The sequence below is a fragment of the Bradyrhizobium australafricanum genome (assembly GCF_020329495.1).
GTDB lineage: Bacteria > Pseudomonadota > Alphaproteobacteria > Rhizobiales > Xanthobacteraceae > Bradyrhizobium > Bradyrhizobium australafricanum.
Window position 1 is genome coordinate 1 of the sequence record NZ_JAGKJL010000099.1, and the last position, 18,767, is coordinate 18,767.

Below are 18,767 nucleotides of genomic sequence, written 5' to 3' on the forward strand. Positions count from 1 at the left end.
ACCAGCGGCTGAAGCGCTGATGCACCGTTTTCCACTTGCCGTACCGTTCCGGCAGGTCGCTCCAGTGTGCGCCCGATCGCAAAACCCACAAACATCCGTTGACGAACAGTCGATTGTCCGCAGCCGTACGTCCCGGGTCGCCAGCTTTCCCCGGCAGCAGTGGCGCAATCCTCGCCCATTGCGCCTCCGTCAGCTCATATCGTTTCGCCGCCACCATCTGCTCCGTGTCTCGAATCACGGAACTCTATGAATCAGCGATCAAACCGCTTGGGAATCCTGAATGTCGATCGGTCCTAGGGCATTTACACATCTCTTCGAGGCTAGAAAACCGACTCATCATCAAGGGGTTAGCTACTAGGCGAGAGCCGAAATCGGCGGGCGCAACCCTAGTGCAGATGAGTAAGTTCTCTGCGGTTTTCGGCCAACTCTTTGAGAAGACTCTGGAAAGACTGCGGAGGATATGTATATACGCTAGTGCGAAAGCAGGGACCCATAACCACAGGGTTGAGTTGTTGAAGCGCGCTGTCGCCGCAGCCCTGCGAAACGATGGCCATCGGTGGTTATGGGTCCCGGGTCGCGCTTCGCTTGCCCGGGACGACGAAGATTGCGTAGCCCGGATGGAGCGCAGCGCAATCCGGGCCCAATCTATCCACGAGGAAAGACCCGGATTACGCTTCGCTTCATCCGGGCTACGATAATAGCGCCGGCGGCTAAACCGCCAGCACGTGATCGTCGATCTCGGCGATGGTGTTGACGCCGCACAGCCCCATCGTGGTGGTGAGCTCCTTGCCCAGGATGTCGATCGCCTTGGCGACGCCTTCCTGGCCGCCGGCGCCGAGGCCATAGGCATAGGCGCGGCCGATCATGCAGGACTTCGCGCCGAGCGCCAGCGCCCGCATCACGTCCATGCCGGTGCGAATACCACCGTCGAACATGATCTCGAGCTTCGAGCCGACCTCGTCGACGATCTCCGGCAGCACCTCGATCGAGGACGGCGCGCCGTCGAGCTGGCGGCCGCCATGGTTGGAGACCACGATCGCCTGCGCGCCGGTCTTGGCGGCAAGCTCGGCGTCCTCGACGTCGAGAATCCCCTTGAGGATCAGCTTGCCCGGCCAGATGCTGCGGATCCAGTCGATGTCCTTCCAGCTCAGCGAGGTGTCGAACTGCGAGGCGGTCCATTCCGACAGTTTCGTCAGATCCTCGGTGCCTTTGACGTGGCCGGCAATGTTGCCGAAGGTTCGGCGCTTGCCTTGCAGCACGCCGGACACCCAGGCGGGCTTGGTCGCGAAGTCGATCAGCTTCGACAGCGACCATTCCGGCGGCACCGTCATGCCGTTCTTGATGTCCTGGTGGCGCTGGCCGATCACCTGCAGGTCGACGGTCAACACCAGCGCCGAGCATTTCGCGGCGATCGCGCGCTCGATCAGCGACTTGATGAAGCCGCGGTCCTTCATGACGTAGAGCTGGAACCAGAACGGCTTGTCGACGGCGGCCGCGATGTCCTCGATCGAGCAGATCGACATCGTGCTCTGGGTGAAGGGAATGCCGGCCGCCTGCGCGGCACGACAGGCATAGATCTCGCCGTCGCCATGCTGCATGCCGAGCAGGCCGACCGGCGCCAGGATCAGCGGCATCGCCGCCGGCTCGCCGAGGATCGTGGTCGCCAGGGTGCGCTTGGACACATCGACCAGGATGCGCTGGCGGAACTTGATCTGCTGCAGATCTTCCGAATTCGCGCGCAGCGTGTCCTCGGTGTAGGAGCCGCGGTCCGCATAATCGAAAAACGCCTTCGGCACCCGGCGCTTGTGCAACTGGCGCAGATCTTCGATGCAGGTAATGTGCTTCATGGACGGTCCCGGCCCTTCTTCTGTGTCGCAAGTTCTACGGAGGCGCCTTGCAGGTGTTCGCTCTTGCCGTCATCTAGCATGGATGGGGGAGCTGCCAAATCGAAGACGGATGGGAGAGCGCGATGACCCAATCAGGCTCCAAACCGAAAGCAAAAGCAGACGAGAACGCCGAGAAGCGCCGGCTCGACGAGGCCCTGGAGGAGGGGCTGGAGGAGACGTTTCCCGGTTCCGACCCCGTCAATGTCACCCAGCCGGCCCCCAGCAAGGGCGACCAGCACGTCAAGCGCAACGGCAAAGGGTAGGGGACGACGTTCGTCACCCAGGTTGCCGAAAGAGTAATAATGTTATATCTTTCAGTGCCTTAATGTCGAAGCACGGGGTTTAGCCCCGGTAATGATTCATCATATTTTTTGAAGTCCTTTTAGCGCCTGGCAGTCTATAAGGCCGATGCACGCTAGACTGGTAGGCGTTCAGGACTCTCTCGCCGGGTGGTTCGAGAGGTCCGTGTTGGGGGTTACATGAGCCGCAAATATTTCGGGACCGATGGAATTCGGGGCCGCGCCAATGGGCTGATCACGCCGGAGCTCGCGCTCAAAGTGGGGCAGGCCGCAGGGTTGGTGTTTCAGCGTGGCGATCATCGCCATCGCGTCGTGATCGGCAAGGACACGCGGCTGTCCGGCTACATGATCGAATACGCGATGGTCGCGGGCTTCACCTCGGTCGGTATGGACGTGCTGCTGGTCGGCCCGATGCCGACCCCGGCGATCGCGATGCTCACCAAGTCGATGCGCGCCGATCTCGGCGTCATGATCTCGGCGTCGCATAATCTTTTCGAAGACAACGGCATCAAGCTGTTCGGCCCGCAGGGCTTCAAGCTGTCGGACGATGTCGAGAAGCAGATCGAGCAGCTGCTCGACGAATCGCTCGACCGCCGCCTGGCGCAGAGCGCAAGCCTCGGCCGCGCCCGCCGCATCGACGGCGTCCATGACCGCTACATCGAATTCGCCAAGCGCACGCTGCCGCGCGATCTCTCGCTCGACGGCCTGCGCGTCGTGGTCGATTGCGCCAATGGCGCCGCCTACAAGGTGGTGCCGGAAGCGCTGTGGGAGCTCGGCGCCGACGTGGTGCCGATCGGGGTCGAACCCGACGGCTTCAACATCAACAAGGAATGCGGCTCCACCTCGCCGGAAGCGCTGTCGCGGAAGGTGCGCGAGATGCGCGCCGACATCGGCATCGCGCTCGACGGCGATGCCGATCGCGTCATCCTGGTCGACGAGCGCGGCCACATCGTTGACGGCGACCAGCTGCTCGCGGTGATCGCGCAGAGCTGGAAGGAGGAGGGGCGCCTCGCCAAGCCCGGCATCGTCACGACCGTGATGTCCAATCTCGGGCTGGAGCGCTTCCTGCAGGGTCTCGGGCTGCAGATGGTCCGCACGCCGGTCGGCGACCGCTATGTGCTCGAGCAGATGCTGAGCGGCGGCTACAATCTCGGCGGCGAGCCGTCGGGCCATATCATCATGTCGGACTATTCGACGACCGGCGACGGTTTCGTCGCGGCACTGCAGGTGCTGGCCGTGGTGCAGAAGCTGCGCCGCCCGGTGTCGGAGATCTGCCGGCGTTTCGACCCGTTGCCGCAAATCCTGAAGAACGTGCGCTATCGCAGCGGCAAGCCGCTCGACGACGCCGAGGTCAAATCCGCGATCACCGACGGCGAGAAGCGCCTCAACGGCCATGGCCGTCTCTTGATCCGTCCTTCCGGCACCGAGCCGGTGATCCGCGTGATGGGCGAGGGCGACGATCGCATCCTGGTGGAAGAGGTCGTCGACAACATCGTCAGCGCGCTCGGCCACGCCGCCGCGGCTTAAGCTCCGTCCGGCCTCGTCAGCTCGTGATCCGTCATCCTGAGGAGCGCGCCCTTGCGCGCGTCTCGAAGGATGCACGGCCGTTATCGCAATGTGGCGAGCGCCGGGCCGTCGACCCTTCGAGACGCGCGGAGCCTGTCATCGGGCCGCGCTTTGCGCGGACCCGTTGGCGCTCCTCAGGGTGACGGGGATAGAGTTTGGCCGCCGGCTGACCCCACAGCGCATCGCTGCCATCGGCTAACGCAACTGGTTTGCCTCACCTCCGCGTCGTACGACACGGAGGTATTTTCTGCGAATCCGTCTGGGAATGCTGCATTGAACAAGCCCGTCGTGAGCGAAGAGGCACTGGGCGAGCCGGTGCTGGTGCCGGAGTTGATGGCTGTGCAGGCCGCGAAAGCGGCCATGGCGGGACCGGCCTATGTCGTGCTTGCCGGCATCAGCTTCTCGCACTTCCTCAACGACACGATGCAGTCGCTGATCGCTTCGGTCTATCCGATCCTGAAGGACAATTACGCGCTCGACTTCGCGCAGATCGGCATGATCACGCTGGCGTTCCAGTTCACGGCGTCGCTGCTGCAGCCGCTGGTCGGACATTTCACCGACAAGAAGGCGCAGCCGTTCTCGCTTGCGATCGGCATGGGCTTCACCTTCTTCGGGCTGCTGCTGCTCAGCGTTGCGCACACCTATGGGGTCATCCTGATCGCGGCTTCGCTGGTCGGCCTTGGCTCCGCGGTGTTCCACCCGGAATCGTCGCGCATCGCGCGGCTGGCGTCGGGCGGACGTTACGGCTTCGCGCAATCGGTGTTCCAGCTCGGCGGCAGTTTCGGCACCTCGATGGGACCGGTGCTCGCAGCACTGATCGTGGTGCCGTTCGGTCAGCCCTCGATCGCCTGGTTCTCCTCGATCGCGTTCCTTGCCATCGTGATCCTCTGGCGCATCGGCGTCTGGTACAAGCCGCAGATATCGGGCAAGAAGACGGCCGCCATCGCGCGGCATCCCGACCATCCGGATCAGCGGCGCGTGAAGATCGCGCTCATCGTGCTGGTCGCGCTGCTGTTCTCCAAGCAGCTCTATGTCTCGAGCCTGTCGAGCTATTACATCTTCTATCTGATCGACCGGTTCGGCGTCTCGACGCAGGCGGCGCAGCTCTATCTGTTCGTCTTCCTTGCCGCCAATGCCGCGGGCGCGTTCATCGGCGGGCCGCTCGGCGACCGCTTCGGCCGCAAATACGTGATCTGGTTCTCGATCCTCGGCGCGCTGCCGTTCACGCTGGCGCTGCCCTATGCCGGCCTGTTCGCCAGCGCCGTGCTGACGGTGGTGATCGGTTTGATCATCTCGTCGGCGACGTCGGCGATCATCGTGTTCGCGCAGGAATTGATGCCGCATCGCTTCGGCATGATCTCCGGCGTGTTCTTCGGCGTCGCCTTCGGGATCGGCGGTCTCGGCGCCGCCGTGCTCGGCAAGCTCGCCGACCACACCTCGATCGCCTTCGTCTATCAGCTGTGCGCCTTCCTGCCGGCGATCGGCCTGCTCGCGGTGTTCCTGCCGAAGATGCCGAAGGCCGTGCGCTGAACGCCCGGCCGCAGACGCGATGCCCGCGTTAAGCATTCGCTAACACACGCGGCCCGCGTGCCCTGCGAACGGCGCGTATGCGTCAACGCTTCATTAGCACTTGTGGCGGGATCGCGATGTTTCGCCGCCCTCCTGCGCCATTTTAATGGACCCATAAGCGACAGCCGCAGAGAAAGGTGAGAGAAAATCAACCTTAAAAATTAGGGTTAAGTGCCGCTTAAACATTTCCTGCCATCGTCCGGGCCGTGAGTTTCAGACGTGGGGCTTTCGTGTCGCCTCACTTGGCCCAAAAGGACGAAGCCAATGCGTAGCGTAAAGACCCTGATTGCCGCCGGTGCGGCATCTCTGTTGTCCTCGGCGGCGTTCGCCGCCGACATGCCGATCATGCCGCCACCTCCGATGGCGTATGCTCCTCCGCCGGTCCAGGATTTCGGCGGCTGGTATCTGCGCGGCGACATCGGCATGACCAACACCCAGGCCAAGCTGCACGTCAACGCCTACGACACACTGCCGGCCGGCACCGCCTTCAACCAGTATGGCCACGGCTTCGACGGCGGCGTGCTCTACGGCATCGGCGTCGGCTATCAGTTCAACAGCTGGTTCCGCGCCGACATCACCGGTGAGTATCGCTCGAAGGTGAGCTTCAACGGCACCGATTTCTTCACGTTCCCCGGGCCCAGCCCGCTGAGCGACGCCTATCATGGCGGCATCCAGAGCTGGGTTGGCCTCGTCAACGTCTACGCTGATCTCGGCACCTGGGGCTGTTTGACCCCGTTCATCGGTGCCGGTGTCGGTGCCGCGACGATCAAGACCTCGGCCTTCTCCGACGTCGCGACGTTCCCGAGCGGGTCGGGCCTCACCAGCTCCTTCATCGCCGATGGCGCCACCAAGACCAACTTCGCCTGGGCGCTGCATGCCGGTGTCGCCTACAAGGTCACCAACAACTTCACGGTTGAACTGGCCTATCGCTACCTCGACATGGGCACTGCCGCCCACGGCCAAGGTCACTTCTTCGACGGCACGCCGGCCGGTCCCTCGAGCTTCCAGTACCGCGACATCACCTCGCAGGACGTGAAGCTTGGCGTGCGCTTCAACTTGCCGTGCTGCGACGTGGCGCCGCCGCCTCCGCCGCCGCTGATCCGCAAGGGTTAATTTCGGGCCTTCACGGTTAACGATTGCAACGGCGCGGGACCATCCCGCGCCGTTTTTCTTTGCCGCGTCATGTCGTCAACTTCTGCAACTTGCGTGCTCGAAAACGGGCGGCGACAACGATTGGTTAAGGTTAACAGGCGATGATCAACGCGAAATCGGTGCGGTGGATGGAGCGTTGCAATGCGTAGGTTGGTGCTGGCGGCGATGATGATTGGAACGGTGACCGGCGCGCAGGCTGCCGACCTGCCGGACTTTCCGATCCTGCGCGGCTCCTATGTCGATGCACCGAGCAGGAGCGGGAACTGGGAAGGATGGTATGTCGGCGGCCAGATCGGCTATACCTCCGGCGACATCGATTTCAGCCACGCGCCAAGCGCGATGACCTCCTTCATGTTGCGCGAGAGCGTTCTGGCCGACCCGGTTTCAGGTTGGGCCCTGCTGCCGAAGAACCATGCGCAGAGCAACGGGTTCGGCGCGTTCGTCGGCCGCAACTGGCAATGGGACGACGTCGTGCTCGGCGTCGAGGCCAACTACAATTACCTGAACGGCCTCGAAAGTTCGGCGGGCGACTCGATGACGCGGCAGATCGTGAATCCCAAGGGCGAGACTCCTCCGAGCGGGCACACCTACACCTACAACACCACGTTGTCGGGGAGCGCCGCCTTGCAGGTCAAGGACGTCACGACCTTCCGTGGACGCGCCGGATGGGCGGCAGGCAACTTCCTGCCTTACATGTTCGGCGGTGTTGCGGTGGGACGCATGTCCGTGTCGCGTTCGGCGACGGTGTCGTTTGACAAGTACGATGCCTGGGCCGAGACCCAGACGGTCGGCAACAACACCGTTACAATTCAGCATAACGACTACCTGGGCTCAGGCAGCGCCGCCCAGACGGAGCAGCGGGTGAACAACTATGCGGTCGGTTGGACCGCGGGCCTCGGGCTTGAATATTGCGTGGTCGGCGGGTTGTTTCTCCGCGGCGAGTGGGAATATGTGCGCTTCGCTGCGGTCAAGAATATCGCCGTCGACATGAATAGCTTCCGGGTCGGCGCCGGCTACAAGTTCTGATCGCCGCTGCCGTAGCCGGCGACGGTTGACAGACCGGGGAGCGACTGCTGCTCTGTCGCCACACGGTCGGAGCGCGATCACATGAAAATCTACGGCGACGCCAATTCAGGCAACTGCCTGAAGGTGAAATGGGTGTGCGACAGGCTGGCGCTGCCGTACACATGGGTCGAGATCGACACCATGAAGGGCGGCAGCCGGACCGCGGAATTCCTCAAGCGAAACGGCTGGGGCCAGGTGCCGACGGTGGAGCTGGATGACGGCCGCACGCTGGCGCAATCCAACGCCATCGTCCGCTATCTCGCGCGCGGCAGCGACCTGATCCCGAGCGATCCCTATCGCGCGGCGCAGATGGATGCCTGGATGTTCTGGGAGCAGAACAGCCATGAGCCTTATGTGGCCGTCTGCCGCTTTCAGGCCGTGTATCTCGGCAAGGCCGTCTCGGAGATCGATCCGAACCTCATCAAGCGCGGCTATGTCGCGCTCGATCATCTGGAGCGGCATCTGGCGGGCACGCAATTTTTGGTCGGAGACGCGTTCTCGCTCGCCGATGTCTCGCTGCTCGCCTATACCCGTGTCGCGGAGGATGGCGGCCTCGAACTCGCGCGCTATCCCGTGATCCGTCGCTGGATCGCCGACGCCGAGCGCGTGCTCGCGCTGCCGCCGGTCCGCTGACCTCAGGTGAATGCCGCCATGACTGAAGCTTCATCCATCATGATCCGCCGTGCCCGCCGAGAAGACGTCGCCGCCATCGTCGGCATGCTTGCGGACGATCCGCTCGGCAGTGCGCGCGAGCGGATCGAGGATCCGCTACTGCAAAGCTATTACGAGGCCTTCGCGCGGGTCGAGCGCGATCCCAATTTGCAGCTCGTCGTCGCCGTCGATGGAGAGGGCGTCGTCGTCGGCTGTCTGCAGCTTGCGGTTCTGCCGGGCATCAGCTCGCAGGGCGGCTCGCGCGGCCTGCTCGAGGACGTTCGCGTCGCAAAGCATTGCCGCAGCCGCGGCATCGGCGAGAAGCTCGTGCAGTGGGCGGTCACGGAGGCGCGCGCGAGAGGTTGCATGCTCGTCGAGCTGCTGACGCATCAGACGCGGGTCGATGCGCAGCGCTTCTATGAACGGCTCGGGTTCGCGCGCAGCCATGTCGGGATGACGATTCGCTTTTGAATCGCATGCAATAAGTTGTGCCATCTACCCGCCAATACCTGCAGCAGCGGATAGTCTGCGATCCGGTTAACAGCCAATAAACTAAGCCGGTCTCCGTGATTTTACGGACCGGAACGAGTCCGGTATGTCGGACGTCTCCCACGGGGCGGCGGGCAACTGGGGATTGGAATGTCGGATTATTCGATCGTGCGGGTCGGCAACGAATACATCGTGCAGGCCGGCGAGAAGCGCATTCTGAAAGTATCGAGCCGGCGCAGGGCAGTTAAGATCATGACTCTGGCGGCAGATTTGCTCGATCAGGAGACGGTCCAGCAGGTCGAGGACGCCCCATCAATCAGCCGTGATGCCCGGATTGTTCCAGACGAGTCCGAACTTTCTTGACGTTTGGGTACCTTTCCACTATTTCCGACCGCGGGAAACCTCTCCCCACCGAGAGGCAGCTATCTGGAAGGGTAGATTATGACTGCAGCGAAGCCCGCTTCGCGGCCTGAAGTGCCGCATTTTTCCTCCGGCCCCTGTGCCAAGCGCCCCGGCTGGAACCCCAACAATCTCAAGGACGCCGCCCTCGGCCGCTCGCATCGCGCGAAAGTCGGCAAGGCCAAGCTCAAGCTCGCGATCGACCTGACGCGCGAGGTGCTTGAGGTGCCCGCCGATTACAAGATCGGCATCGTGCCGGCGTCGGACACCGGCGCGGTCGAGATGGCGCTGTGGTCGCTGCTCGGCGCGCGGCCCGTCACCACGCTTGCCTGGGAATCCTTCGGCGAGGGCTGGGTCAGCGATATCGTCAAGGAATTGAAGCTGAAGGATGTCACCAAGCTCAACGCGGCTTATGGTGAAATCCCCGATCTCTCCAAGGTCGATCCGAAGTCGGATATCGTCTTCACCTGGAACGGCACCACCTCGGGTGTGCGCGTTCCGAACGCTGACTGGATCAGCGCGGATCGCGAAGGCCTGACGATTTGCGACGCGACCTCGGCCGCCTTCGCGCAACCGCTCGATTTCGCCAAGCTCGATGTCGTCACCTTCTCCTGGCAGAAGGCGCTCGGCGGTGAAGCCGCGCACGGGATGCTGATCCTGTCACCGCGCGCGGTGGAACGGCTCGAGACCTACAAGCCGGCCTGGCCGCTGCCGAAGATCTTCCGCCTCACCAAGGGCGGCAAGCTCAACCAGGGCATCTTCGAGGGCGAGACCATCAACACGCCTTCGATGCTTTGCGTCGAGGACTATCTCGATGCGTTGAACTGGGCGAAGTCGATCGGCGGCCTGAAGGCGCTGATCGCCCGCGCCGATGCCAACACCAAGGCGCTCGCCGACTGGAAGGCGAAGACGTCCTGGATCGACTTCCTGGCCAAGGATCCCGCGATCCGTTCCAACACCTCGGTGTGCCTCAAGTTCACCGATCCCGCGATCACCTCGCTTCCATCAGACGCACAGGCCGACTTCTGCAAGAAGCTGGTCGCGCTGGTGGAGAAGGAGAACGCCGGCTTCGACTTCGCGTATTACCGCGATGCGCCGGCGGGTCTGCGGATCTGGTGCGGCGCCACCGTCGACGCCAAGGATGTCGAGCTGCTGACGCAGTGGATCGACTGGGCGTTTGCCGAGACCAAGGCAGCGTTGCCCAAGGCGGCATAAGTTTTCTCTTGTCACCTCTTCCCGTTCTTACGGGGAGAGGTCGGATCGCGCAGCGATCCGGGTGAGGGGCCCTTTCGGCTTGTTCCTCGCTCGTGGCTGCCCTCACCCCAACCCTCTCCCCGCAAGAGCGGGGAGAGGGAGAAGTGATCAGAGACTTCACCAGATCGGTCCAGGAGACCCGCCCGCGGCAGGGCAAAGGAACAATCAAGATGACAAAACCCAAAGTTCTGATTTCCGACGCGCTGTCTCCCGCCGCCGTGCAGATCTTCAAGGATCGCGGCGTCGAGGTCGACTTCCAGCCCAACCTCGGCAAGGACAAGGAAAAGCTCGCCGAGATCATCGGCAATTATGACGGCCTCGCGATCCGCTCGGCCACCAAGGCGACCGCCAAGCTCATCGAGAAGGCGACCAGGCTCAAGGTGATCGGCCGCGCCGGCATCGGCGTCGACAATGTCGAGATCCCGGCCGCGACCGCCAAGGGCATCATCGTGATGAATACGCCGTTCGGCAATTCGATCACGACCGCCGAGCACGCCATCACCCTGATGCTGGCGCTGGCGCGCGAGATCCCGCAGGCCGACGCCTCGACCCAGGCCGGCAAGTGGGAGAAGAACCGCTTCATGGGCGTCGAGATCACCGCCAAGACGCTCGGCGTGATCGGCTGCGGCAATATCGGCACGATCGTCGCCGACCGCGCGCTCGGCCTGCGCATGAAGGTGATCGCGTTCGATCCGTTCCTGTCGCCGGAGCGCGCCAAGGACATCGGCGTCGAGAAGGTCGAGCTAGACGATCTCTTGAAGCGCGCCGATTTCATCACGCTGCACACGCCGCTGACCGAGAAGACCCGCAATGTGATCGATGCGGCCGCGATCGCCAAGATGAAGAAGGGCGTGCGCATCATCAACTGCGCGCGTGGCGGCCTGGTCGACGAGCAGGCGCTGGTCGACGCGCTGAATTCCAAGCATGTCGCGGGCGCCGCCTTCGACGTGTTCGTCGAGGAGCCGGCGACGTCGAACGTGCTGTTCGGCCATCCCAACGTGATCTGCACCCCGCATCTCGGCGCCTCCACCACCGAGGCGCAGGAAAACGTCGCGCTGCAGGTCGCCGAGCAGATGTCGGACTATCTGCTGTCTGGCGCGATCTCGAACGCGGTCAACTTCCCCTCGATCACCGCGGAAGAGGCGCCGAAGCTGAAGCCGTTCATCGAGCTTGCCGAGAAGCTCGGCTCGTTCGCCGGCCAGCTCACCGAGAGCGGCATCCTCAAGACTGAGATCACCTATGAGGGCCACGTCGCCGAGATGAAGATCAAGGCGATCACCTCGGCGGTGCTGTCGGGCCTGCTGCGGCCCATGCTGGGCGAGGTCAACGTGGTCTCGGCGCCGGTCGTCGCCAAGGAGCGCGGCATGGTGGTGGACGAGGTCGTCCGCGCTGCGCAGAGCGACTATGAAAGCCTGATCACGGTCACCGTCACCACCGAACGCCAGGAGCGTTCTGTCTCCGGCACCGTTTACGCCGACGGCAAGCCGCGTCTCGTCGACATCAAGGGCATCCGCGTCGACGCCGAGTTCGGCAAGTCGATGATCTACGTGACCAACGAGGACAAGCCGGGCTTCATCGGCGCGTTCGCGAGCCTCTTGGGTGATGCGAAAATCAATATCGCGACCTTCCATCTCGGCCGCGTCAAGCAAGGCGGCGACGCCATTGCGCTGGTCGAGGTCGACGGCGCGGTGCCGGCGGAGCTGCTCGCCAAGGTACAGACGCTGCCGCAGGTGAAGCAGGCCAAGGCACTGACGTTCTGAGGCACTGACGTTTTAAAGGCGCTGGCGTTTCAAACGCTGTTTGAGCGGTCCTCGTCATCGCCCGGAACGCCCGGCATGACGGAGGGAAGATACCGCTCAAGCAGTCCATATTCCGATCTGCGGAACATGACGCCGTCTCCGGTCCCGGAGGCGGCGTTTGTCGTTCCGGGGCGTCCGGTATTGCTGTTGCGCCTGCCGAAAAATGTGTACGAACGGGCCACGACGCGCCACAATGACCGTCATCTCAGAGGGAGAAAACAATGCGTGAAGCCGTAATCGTTTCCTACGCGCGCACCGGCCTGGCAAAGTCCGGCCGTGGCGGATTCAACATCACCCCGCCGATGTCGCTCGCCGCGCACGCCATCAAGCACGCGGTCGACCGCGCCGGCGTCGACAAGGAATATGTCGAGGATTGCTATCTCGGCAATTGCGCGCATGGCGCGCCGAACATCGGCCGCCAGGCGGCGCTGCTCGCCGGCCTGCCGAAGTCGACCGCGGGCGTCTCCGTGAACCGCTTCTGCTCGTCGGGCCTGCAGACCATCGCGATGGCCGCCAACTCGATCCGTTCCGACGGCTCCGATTGCATCGTCGCCGGCGGCGTCGAGAGCATCTCGATTCCCGGCGGCGGCTCGCCGAAGGAATCGATCGATCCCGAGCTGCTCAAGACCGCGCCCGACATCTTCATGGCGATGATCGATACCGCCGACATCGTGGCCGAGCGCTACAAGCTCAGCCGCGAATACCAGGACGAGTATTCGCTGGAGTCGCAGCGCCGCATGGCCGCCGCGCAGCAGGCCAACAAGTTCAAGGACGAAATCGTCCCGATGAAGACCAAGATGAAGGTGGTCGACAAGGCGACCAAGGCCGAGTCGATCGTCGACTACGTGGTCGATCGCGACGAGTGCAATCGTCCCGAGACCACGCTGGAGGGCCTCGCCAAGCTCGAGCCGGTCAAAGGCCCGGGCAAGTTCATCACCGCCGGCAATGCCAGCCAGCTCTCCGACGGCGCCGCCGCCGTGGTGCTGATGGAAGCCAAGGACGCCGAGAAGCGCGGCCTCAACCCGCTCGGCCGCTTCGTGGCCTGGGCCTCGGCCGGCTGCGAGCCCGACGAGATGGGCATCGGTCCGGTGTTTGCGGTGCCGAAGCTGCTCAAGCGCCACGGCCTGAAGGTCGACGACATCGATCTCTGGGAGCTCAACGAGGCGTTCGCCAGCCAGTGCCTCTATTCGCGCGACCAGCTCGGCATCGATCCCGAGAAGTACAACGTCAATGGCGGTTCGATCGCGATCGGCCATCCCTTCGGCATGACCGGCGCCCGGCTCACCGGCCACCTGCTGCAGGAAGGCCGTCGCCGCAAGGCCAAGTGGGGCGTCGTGACCATGTGCATCGGCGGCGGCCAGGGCGGCGCCGGCCTGTTCGAGATCTACAGCTAAGCGCGATCGACCCTGATCGTGTGCGAACGAGCGGCCCGGCGGCAACGCCGGGCCGCTTTTCATTTGGAGCCGGCTAGCTCGCCGGTGAGGTAAGCGCGCGCTCGTCGAACTCGAGCGAGGCAATCAGTTCGAGCGTCTGCCGGAGATCGGCGGCCTGCCTTGCGCCGAAGGCGGTCTCGAAGCGCTCCTGCGCCTTGAGCCATGCGGCCTGTGATTCCTCGAGCCTGGCTTCGCCGCGCTTGGTGAGCCGCACCAGCCGGCTGCGCCGGTCGTTCTTGTCGACGGTGATGGTCAACAGACCGTCGCGCTCGAGCGGCTTGAGGTTGTGGTTGAGCGCGGTGCGGTCGAGCACCAGGGCTGCGGCAAGCTCGCCCATCGTCGGCGCGCCCGATCGCCTGACATAGACCAGAATCGCCCGTTGCGTGCCGCGCAGGCCGGATGTCGCAAGGACCTGATCGTAAAGCTGCGACACCCGCCGCGTCGCCTTGCGCAACGCCGTGAGATTACACCGGCTGGGTTCCGTTTTCGCCATCGCTGCCTCCGAGGACTTGACAGTTACATGCATATGCACCTAATGGCAATAGATGCATATGCACGTATTTCGGAGGGTGTGATGTCGGAGGTAGAGGCGGAGACCATCGATCTGGTCGTCGAACCTGATGCGCAGCCGCGGTCCGGCGTCGCCACCGCAACCCCGCGCCAGGTGCTTGCGATCGTGTCGGTCGGAATTTGCCTCGCCAATCTCGATTTGTTCATCGTCAATGTCGGGCTGCCAAACATCGCGCAGGAATTTCGCGGCGTCTCGCTTGAGGATTTGTCCTGGATCCTCAATGCCTACGCCATTGCCTACGCGGCGTTGCTGGTGTTCTTCGGCCGGCTCGCCGAACGCCACAGCCGCAATCTCAGCTTCCTGCTCGGCGTCGCGCTGTTCACGGCCGCGTCAGCCGCATGTGCGCTGGCGTCCAGTGTCGAGTTCCTGGTCGTCTCCCGCGTGGCGCAGGCTGCCGGTGCGGCATTGATGACGCCGACCTCGATCGGCCTGCTGCTGGCGTCGTTTCCGCCCGAGCAGCGCGCCGGGGCGGTGCGCACCTGGACGGCGATCGGCGGCCTTGCCGCCGCACTGGGCCCGCTCGCGGGAGGCGTGCTGGTCACCTTCGACTGGCGCTGGATCTTCATCGTCAATGTACCGATCGGCGTCGTCGCGCTGATCGTCGGCTGGCTGAAATTGCCCGAAGTGCCCGGTCACGACGTACCGCGTCCGAGTTCATGGGCGGCGCTGCTGGTGACCTCCGGTATCGGTGCGCTGACATTCGCGATCGTGAAGGCGAACGATTGGGGATGGAGTTCGCGCGGCGTCGTGCTCGGCTTTGCCGTCGCGATCGTCTCGCTCGCAGCCTTCGCGCGGCATTGCCTCAAATCGAAGAATCCCTTTGTCGATCCCGCACTGTTCGCGGTCAGGCCGTTCACCGGCGCGTCGCTGGTGATGGCCCCTTACTCGGCGGCCTTCGGCGCCATGCTGCTGTCCTGCGCCTTGTGGGAGCAGACGGTATGGGGCTGGTCGGCGTTGAAGACCGGCCTTGCGATCGCTCCCGGTCCGCTGATGGTGCCGATCACATCGCTGTTGTTTGCCGGCCGGCTGATTGCGCGGTTTGGCGCCGCGGCCGTCGTCTCCGCCGGAATCCTGCTGTTCGCGGCCGGCCTCGCGATCTGGGCGACGCTGCTTGGGGCCGAACCCAATGCGCCTGCCGTCGTCGCGGGCGTGATGCTGATCGGTATCGGCGTCGGGCTGACCTTTCCGACCCTGATGGGCGTCGGCGCCGGCGCGCTGCCGCCGTCGTCGTTTGCCACCGGCTCCGGCGTCATCAACATGATCCGGCAGGCGGCGCTGGCGATCGGCGTCGCGATCTTTGTCGCGATCCTTGCAACGCCGGTCTCGATGTCGGAGCGGATCGCGGCGTTTCAGCGCGGCTGGTGGATCATGATCGCGATCACCCTGGCCGGCTTTGTGCCCAATTATCTGTTCATCCGGCGCAAGGCAGAGCGCTAAAGTCCGAAAGACATCGCCGCGCCATGCGGCAGCCGCGGCGGCGCCATCGTCGCGCCGCAGGGAAACCTCAATCGAACCAGTCCCTTCCTCGCTGCGTCTCACCACGAGAAACGGCGCGCAGTCGAGCCCGGCGCACCGTTCGTCTCGCGCGCGATGCGGCGTTTTTTTCCGGAGGGATGTCATGTGTAGGATTGCGAATTATCTTGTGACCACCAGCCTGGTGCTGGCGGGTGCGCTGGTTGCCGGGCCGCTGCAAGCGGCCAATCTCGATGCGGCCTCGCAGGTCGATGCCGTGACCGTCTATCCCGATGGCGCGAGCGTCACCCGCGTCATCACGCTGGATCTGCCTGCCGGCGACAACATCCTCATCGCCAGGGATTTCCCGATCGGGCTCGATCCGTCCTCGCTGCGGGTCGAAGGCGAGGGCGGAGCGAAGCTCACGATAGGCGCGATCGACACCAAGCTGCCGGGGCCGCTGCTGCCACAAAATCTCTCCGAGATCGAAAAGCGCATCGAGGCGCTTGACGATCAGCGCGCCGATTTGCAGGGACTGATCAGCGCGGCCGAGGCGCGGCGCAAATTTGCCGAGCGGTTTGCCGAGGCGTCACCCGCGGGCCTCGGCGAAAAGGGCGAGGCGCGTCCGCTCAGCGAGTGGCGCGCGGCGTTCTCGGCGGTGGCCGACGAGGTCGCAACCGCCGACAGCGCGATCCGTGACGCCGAGCGCAAGATCCGCGCGATCGACCGCGACCTTGCGCAGCTCGCAGCCGATCGCACGAGCAAGCCGCCGAGCAAGGTCGAGGTGCGGATCGACGTCGCCTCGCAAGCGGCGACCCAGGTGACCTTGCGGGTCACCTATGCGGTTCCCAACGCCCGCTGGACGGCGCTCTATGACGCCCGGCTCGACACCGGCGCCAAAGACCGCAAGCCCGCGATCGAACTGGTCCGTCGTGCCGAGATCACCCAGTCGACCGGCGAGGACTGGTCGAACGTGGCGCTCGTCGTCTCCACCGTGCGGGTCGCGCGCGGCGGCAATGCGCCCGACCTCCGCTCGCTGATCGTGCAATATCCGCAGCCGCCGCGACCGCTGGCGAAGCTTTCGGGAGAGGCCAGCATGCGGGCGCGCGAGGCGCTGGCACCCGCGCCGGCCGCCGACGCGGTTCAGCAATTCCGCTTTGGTGGGGGACGCATGGACGAACTGGAAGCCACCGCCGAGGTCGGCGCCTTCCAGGCCACCTTCAAGATTCCCGGCCGCGTCAGCGTTGCCGCCAATGAGGGCGCGAAGAGCCTGCGCATCTCGACGGCGACAATCACCCCCGACCTCGCGGTTCGCGCCGTTCCGGTGATCGACCCGACCGCGTTCCTGGAAGCGAGCTTCGTGCAGGCCGACGATTCGCCGTTGCTGCCGGGGCAAATCTCGATCTACCGCGACGGTATCTTTGTCGGCCGCAGCCGGATGGCCACGGCCGCCAAGGACGAGACCGTGCGGCTCGGCTTCGGCGCCGACGACAAGGTCAAGATCGAACGCACGGTGGTGAAGCGCAACGAGGGCTCCGCCGGCCTGATCGTGACCACGTCGAAGACCGACGAGCGCGCCTTCAAGACCACGGTGCGCAACGGCCACGACTTCCCGATCAAGGTCGCGGTCCAGGATCAGCTCCCGGTCAGCGAGAACGACGATATCGTGGTGGAGATGCTGCCGTCGTCGACGCCGGCGACGACGACCAATCTGCGCGACAAGCGCGGCGTGCTGGAATGGGCGTTCGAGGCCAAGGCCGGCGAAGTCCGTGACATCAATTTCGCCTGGCGGATGCGCTGGCCCAAGGACAAGGGCGTCGTGATGGTGCCGGCGGGCTAGAGCCCGTGCCGGGGCTCTAGCGTTGTTGCTTGACGCGTTTTCTTCACACGAACCGGAACCCACTTCGCTTGAAAACGCTTTGAGGACCTGCGTCATCTGCCGATGACAACCCTCCCGATCTCGGGCATCACTTTGCCAAAGGCAACAAAGCCTGAGATCGGGAGGATCCATGAGCTACCAGCACATCGTCGTCGATGATCCGCGTCCGCGCGTCCGCCGCATCACGCTGAACCGCCCCGAGAAGCGCAACGCGCTGAACAACCGCCTGCGCGGCGAGATCTTCGAGGTGCTGGAGCAGGCCGACCGCGATCCCGAAATTTCGATCTCGATCCTGCGCGGCGCCGGACCCTGCTTCTCGGCGGGCTACGATCTCTCCGCCGACAATCGCGTCGACCAGCCCTATCACTCGGCATCCGGGCCCGGCCAATGGTCGCGCCATGTCGTCGAGGGCTGGTTCTCGATCTGGGATCTCGCAAAGCCCGTGATCGCGCAGGTGCACGGCTATTGCCTCGCCGGCGGCACCGAGCTCGCGACCGCTTGCGACGTGGTCTATGTCGCCGACGACGCCCAGATCGGCTATCCGCCGGTGCGGCTGATGAGCCCGCCCGACATGCAGTATCACCCTTGGCTGGTCGGCATGCGGCGCGCCATGGAATTGATGTTGACGGGCGACGCGATGTCCGGCCGCGAGGCCGCCGAATGGGGCTATGCGACCCGATCGTTTCCGCTCGCCGCGCTGGAGACGAAGACGCTGGATTTCGCCGAGCGCGCGGCCAAGGTGCCGATCGAGCTGCAGCAGCTCAACAGCGCAGCGTCCACCGCGCGATGGAAATCATGGGCGCCCGCGCCGCGATGCGGGCCGGCACCGAGATCCAGGCGCTGGCCTTCACGACCGAGGCCAGCAAGGCCTACATGGCGGGCTTCCGCCGCGACGGCGGCAGCGTGAAGGCGCAGCTCGACCAGCGCGACACGACGTTCGGGGATTACCGGACGAAGAAGGAGTGACGATCACGCAAGCCGCACGCTGAGCTGTATCACCGTCACCCTGAGAGCCTGACTGAAAAATGGGTGAGTGATCTCAGTGGGGTGTGATTCCATCGGATTTGCAAAGATTCGAGGGAGAGCACGATGCCCTGGACCAAGATCACTCGGGAGCAATATCGGCGGGACGATCTGCGTTATGCAAGCGATATGACCGATGCGGAGTGGGCGCTGATCAGACGCCTGTTGCCGCGAGCGAACCGGCGCGGCCGGCCGCGTAAGACGGAGCTGCGTCGTGTGATCGAAGCGATCCTCTATATCGTTTCGACCGGCTGCCAGTGGCGGGCGTTGCCGCAGGAGT

18 protein-coding genes are annotated in these 18,767 nt (G+C 64.3%); 15 read left to right on the forward strand and 3 right to left on the reverse strand.

Annotated elements, in window-relative coordinates:
- Positions 1-217: transposase (locus J6525_RS43015; protein ID WP_225644397.1), on the reverse strand; the 217-nt coding region annotated here is incomplete at its 3' end.
- A gap of 493 nt (positions 218-710) precedes the next feature.
- Entirely contained in the window at positions 711-1,847 is a 1,137-nt protein-coding gene (locus tag J6525_RS43020; RefSeq protein WP_028340554.1) for an alpha-hydroxy acid oxidase, read from the reverse strand.
- Between the two features lie 122 nt (positions 1,848-1,969).
- Between J6525_RS43020 and J6525_RS43025 the strand changes: the two genes are divergently transcribed.
- The 11 genes from J6525_RS43025 to J6525_RS43075 all read left to right on the forward strand — a co-directional run bounded on the left by J6525_RS43025 (position 1,970) and on the right by J6525_RS43075 (position 13,523).
- Entirely contained in the window at positions 1,970-2,149 is a 180-nt protein-coding gene (locus J6525_RS43025) for a hypothetical protein (RefSeq protein ID WP_092085158.1), read from the forward strand.
- A 216-nt stretch (positions 2,150-2,365) separates the two neighbouring features.
- The gene (gene glmM, locus J6525_RS43030) at positions 2,366-3,712 is read left to right on the forward strand and encodes a phosphoglucosamine mutase (RefSeq protein WP_016846677.1); all 1,347 of its coding nucleotides are present in this window, start codon (positions 2,366-2,368) and stop codon (positions 3,710-3,712) included.
- A gap of 312 nt (positions 3,713-4,024) precedes the next feature.
- Entirely contained in the window at positions 4,025-5,281 is a 1,257-nt protein-coding gene (locus J6525_RS43035; RefSeq protein ID WP_225649199.1) for an MFS transporter, read from the forward strand.
- Between the two features lie 303 nt (positions 5,282-5,584).
- Positions 5,585-6,433, forward strand: a complete 849-nt coding sequence (locus J6525_RS43040) for an outer membrane protein (RefSeq protein WP_225649200.1) — start codon at positions 5,585-5,587, stop codon at positions 6,431-6,433.
- A gap of 180 nt (positions 6,434-6,613) precedes the next feature.
- Positions 6,614-7,498, forward strand: coding sequence for an outer membrane protein (locus J6525_RS43045; protein ID WP_225161383.1), 885 nt, complete (start codon positions 6,614-6,616; stop codon positions 7,496-7,498).
- Positions 7,499-7,579: 81 nt separating this feature from the next.
- A complete protein-coding gene (locus J6525_RS43050) occupies positions 7,580-8,170 on the forward strand; it encodes a glutathione S-transferase family protein (protein ID WP_225649201.1) in 591 nt (196 codons plus the stop codon).
- Between the two features lie 18 nt (positions 8,171-8,188).
- Positions 8,189-8,659 carry a GNAT family N-acetyltransferase gene (locus J6525_RS43055; protein ID WP_225649202.1) on the forward strand — a complete coding sequence of 157 codons (471 nt, stop codon included), beginning with the start codon at positions 8,189-8,191 and terminating at the stop codon, positions 8,657-8,659.
- Between the two features lie 168 nt (positions 8,660-8,827).
- Positions 8,828-9,040, forward strand: a complete 213-nt coding sequence (locus J6525_RS43060) for a hypothetical protein (RefSeq protein WP_028333512.1) — start codon at positions 8,828-8,830, stop codon at positions 9,038-9,040.
- Between the two features lie 78 nt (positions 9,041-9,118).
- Positions 9,119-10,291, forward strand: coding sequence for a phosphoserine transaminase (locus J6525_RS43065; protein ID WP_225649203.1), 1,173 nt, complete (start codon positions 9,119-9,121; stop codon positions 10,289-10,291).
- 209 nt (positions 10,292-10,500) lie between these two features.
- Positions 10,501-12,090: a phosphoglycerate dehydrogenase gene (gene serA, locus J6525_RS43070; protein WP_028333510.1), complete on the forward strand. Its 1,590-nt coding sequence runs from the start codon at positions 10,501-10,503 to the stop codon at positions 12,088-12,090.
- A gap of 260 nt (positions 12,091-12,350) precedes the next feature.
- Entirely contained in the window at positions 12,351-13,523 is a 1,173-nt protein-coding gene (locus J6525_RS43075; protein WP_057017940.1) for a thiolase family protein, read from the forward strand.
- A 73-nt stretch (positions 13,524-13,596) separates the two neighbouring features.
- Here J6525_RS43075 and J6525_RS43080 read toward each other — a convergent pair whose 3' ends face one another.
- The gene (locus tag J6525_RS43080; RefSeq protein WP_225161388.1) at positions 13,597-14,055 is read right to left on the reverse strand and encodes a MarR family winged helix-turn-helix transcriptional regulator; all 459 of its coding nucleotides are present in this window, start codon (positions 14,053-14,055) and stop codon (positions 13,597-13,599) included.
- A gap of 81 nt (positions 14,056-14,136) precedes the next feature.
- On the opposite strand from J6525_RS43080, the gene J6525_RS43085 reads away from it, so the two are divergent.
- The 4 genes from J6525_RS43085 to J6525_RS43100 form a co-directional block, all read left to right on the forward strand.
- Positions 14,137-15,570: an MFS transporter gene (locus J6525_RS43085; protein WP_225649204.1), complete on the forward strand. Its 1,434-nt coding sequence runs from the start codon at positions 14,137-14,139 to the stop codon at positions 15,568-15,570.
- Positions 15,571-15,751: 181 nt separating this feature from the next.
- Positions 15,752-17,425, forward strand: coding sequence for a mucoidy inhibitor MuiA family protein (locus J6525_RS43090; RefSeq protein ID WP_225649205.1), 1,674 nt, complete (start codon positions 15,752-15,754; stop codon positions 17,423-17,425).
- A gap of 169 nt (positions 17,426-17,594) precedes the next feature.
- The gene (locus J6525_RS43095) at positions 17,595-18,371 is read left to right on the forward strand and encodes an enoyl-CoA hydratase/isomerase family protein (RefSeq protein ID WP_225649206.1); all 777 of its coding nucleotides are present in this window, start codon (positions 17,595-17,597) and stop codon (positions 18,369-18,371) included.
- 182 nt (positions 18,372-18,553) lie between these two features.
- Positions 18,554-18,767 (forward strand): transposase (locus J6525_RS43100; RefSeq protein WP_225649207.1); only part of this gene is annotated, 214 nt, incomplete at its 3' end.

What these genes read in the sequence shown, in the direction of transcription:
- J6525_RS43020 (WP_028340554.1), bottom strand. Translation starts at nt 1,847, where the DNA reads ATGAAGCACATTACCTGCATCGAAGATCTGCGCCAGTTGCACAAGCGC.
- J6525_RS43025 (WP_092085158.1), top strand. Translation starts at nt 1,970, where the DNA reads ATGACCCAATCAGGCTCCAAACCGAAAGCAAAAGCAGACGAGAACGCC.
- glmM (WP_016846677.1), top strand. Translation starts at nt 2,366, where the DNA reads ATGAGCCGCAAATATTTCGGGACCGATGGAATTCGGGGCCGCGCCAAT.
- J6525_RS43040 (WP_225649200.1), top strand. Translation starts at nt 5,585, where the DNA reads ATGCGTAGCGTAAAGACCCTGATTGCCGCCGGTGCGGCATCTCTGTTG.
- J6525_RS43045 (WP_225161383.1), top strand. Translation starts at nt 6,614, where the DNA reads ATGCGTAGGTTGGTGCTGGCGGCGATGATGATTGGAACGGTGACCGGC.
- J6525_RS43050 (WP_225649201.1), top strand. Translation starts at nt 7,580, where the DNA reads ATGAAAATCTACGGCGACGCCAATTCAGGCAACTGCCTGAAGGTGAAA.
- J6525_RS43055 (WP_225649202.1), top strand. Translation starts at nt 8,189, where the DNA reads ATGACTGAAGCTTCATCCATCATGATCCGCCGTGCCCGCCGAGAAGAC.
- J6525_RS43060 (WP_028333512.1), top strand. Translation starts at nt 8,828, where the DNA reads ATGTCGGATTATTCGATCGTGCGGGTCGGCAACGAATACATCGTGCAG.
- J6525_RS43065 (WP_225649203.1), top strand. Translation starts at nt 9,119, where the DNA reads ATGACTGCAGCGAAGCCCGCTTCGCGGCCTGAAGTGCCGCATTTTTCC.
- serA (WP_028333510.1), top strand. Translation starts at nt 10,501, where the DNA reads ATGACAAAACCCAAAGTTCTGATTTCCGACGCGCTGTCTCCCGCCGCC.
- J6525_RS43075 (WP_057017940.1), top strand. Translation starts at nt 12,351, where the DNA reads ATGCGTGAAGCCGTAATCGTTTCCTACGCGCGCACCGGCCTGGCAAAG.
- J6525_RS43080 (WP_225161388.1), bottom strand. Translation starts at nt 14,055, where the DNA reads ATGGCGAAAACGGAACCCAGCCGGTGTAATCTCACGGCGTTGCGCAAG.
- J6525_RS43085 (WP_225649204.1), top strand. Translation starts at nt 14,137, where the DNA reads ATGTCGGAGGTAGAGGCGGAGACCATCGATCTGGTCGTCGAACCTGAT.
- J6525_RS43090 (WP_225649205.1), top strand. Translation starts at nt 15,752, where the DNA reads ATGTGTAGGATTGCGAATTATCTTGTGACCACCAGCCTGGTGCTGGCG.
- J6525_RS43095 (WP_225649206.1), top strand. Translation starts at nt 17,595, where the DNA reads ATGAGCTACCAGCACATCGTCGTCGATGATCCGCGTCCGCGCGTCCGC.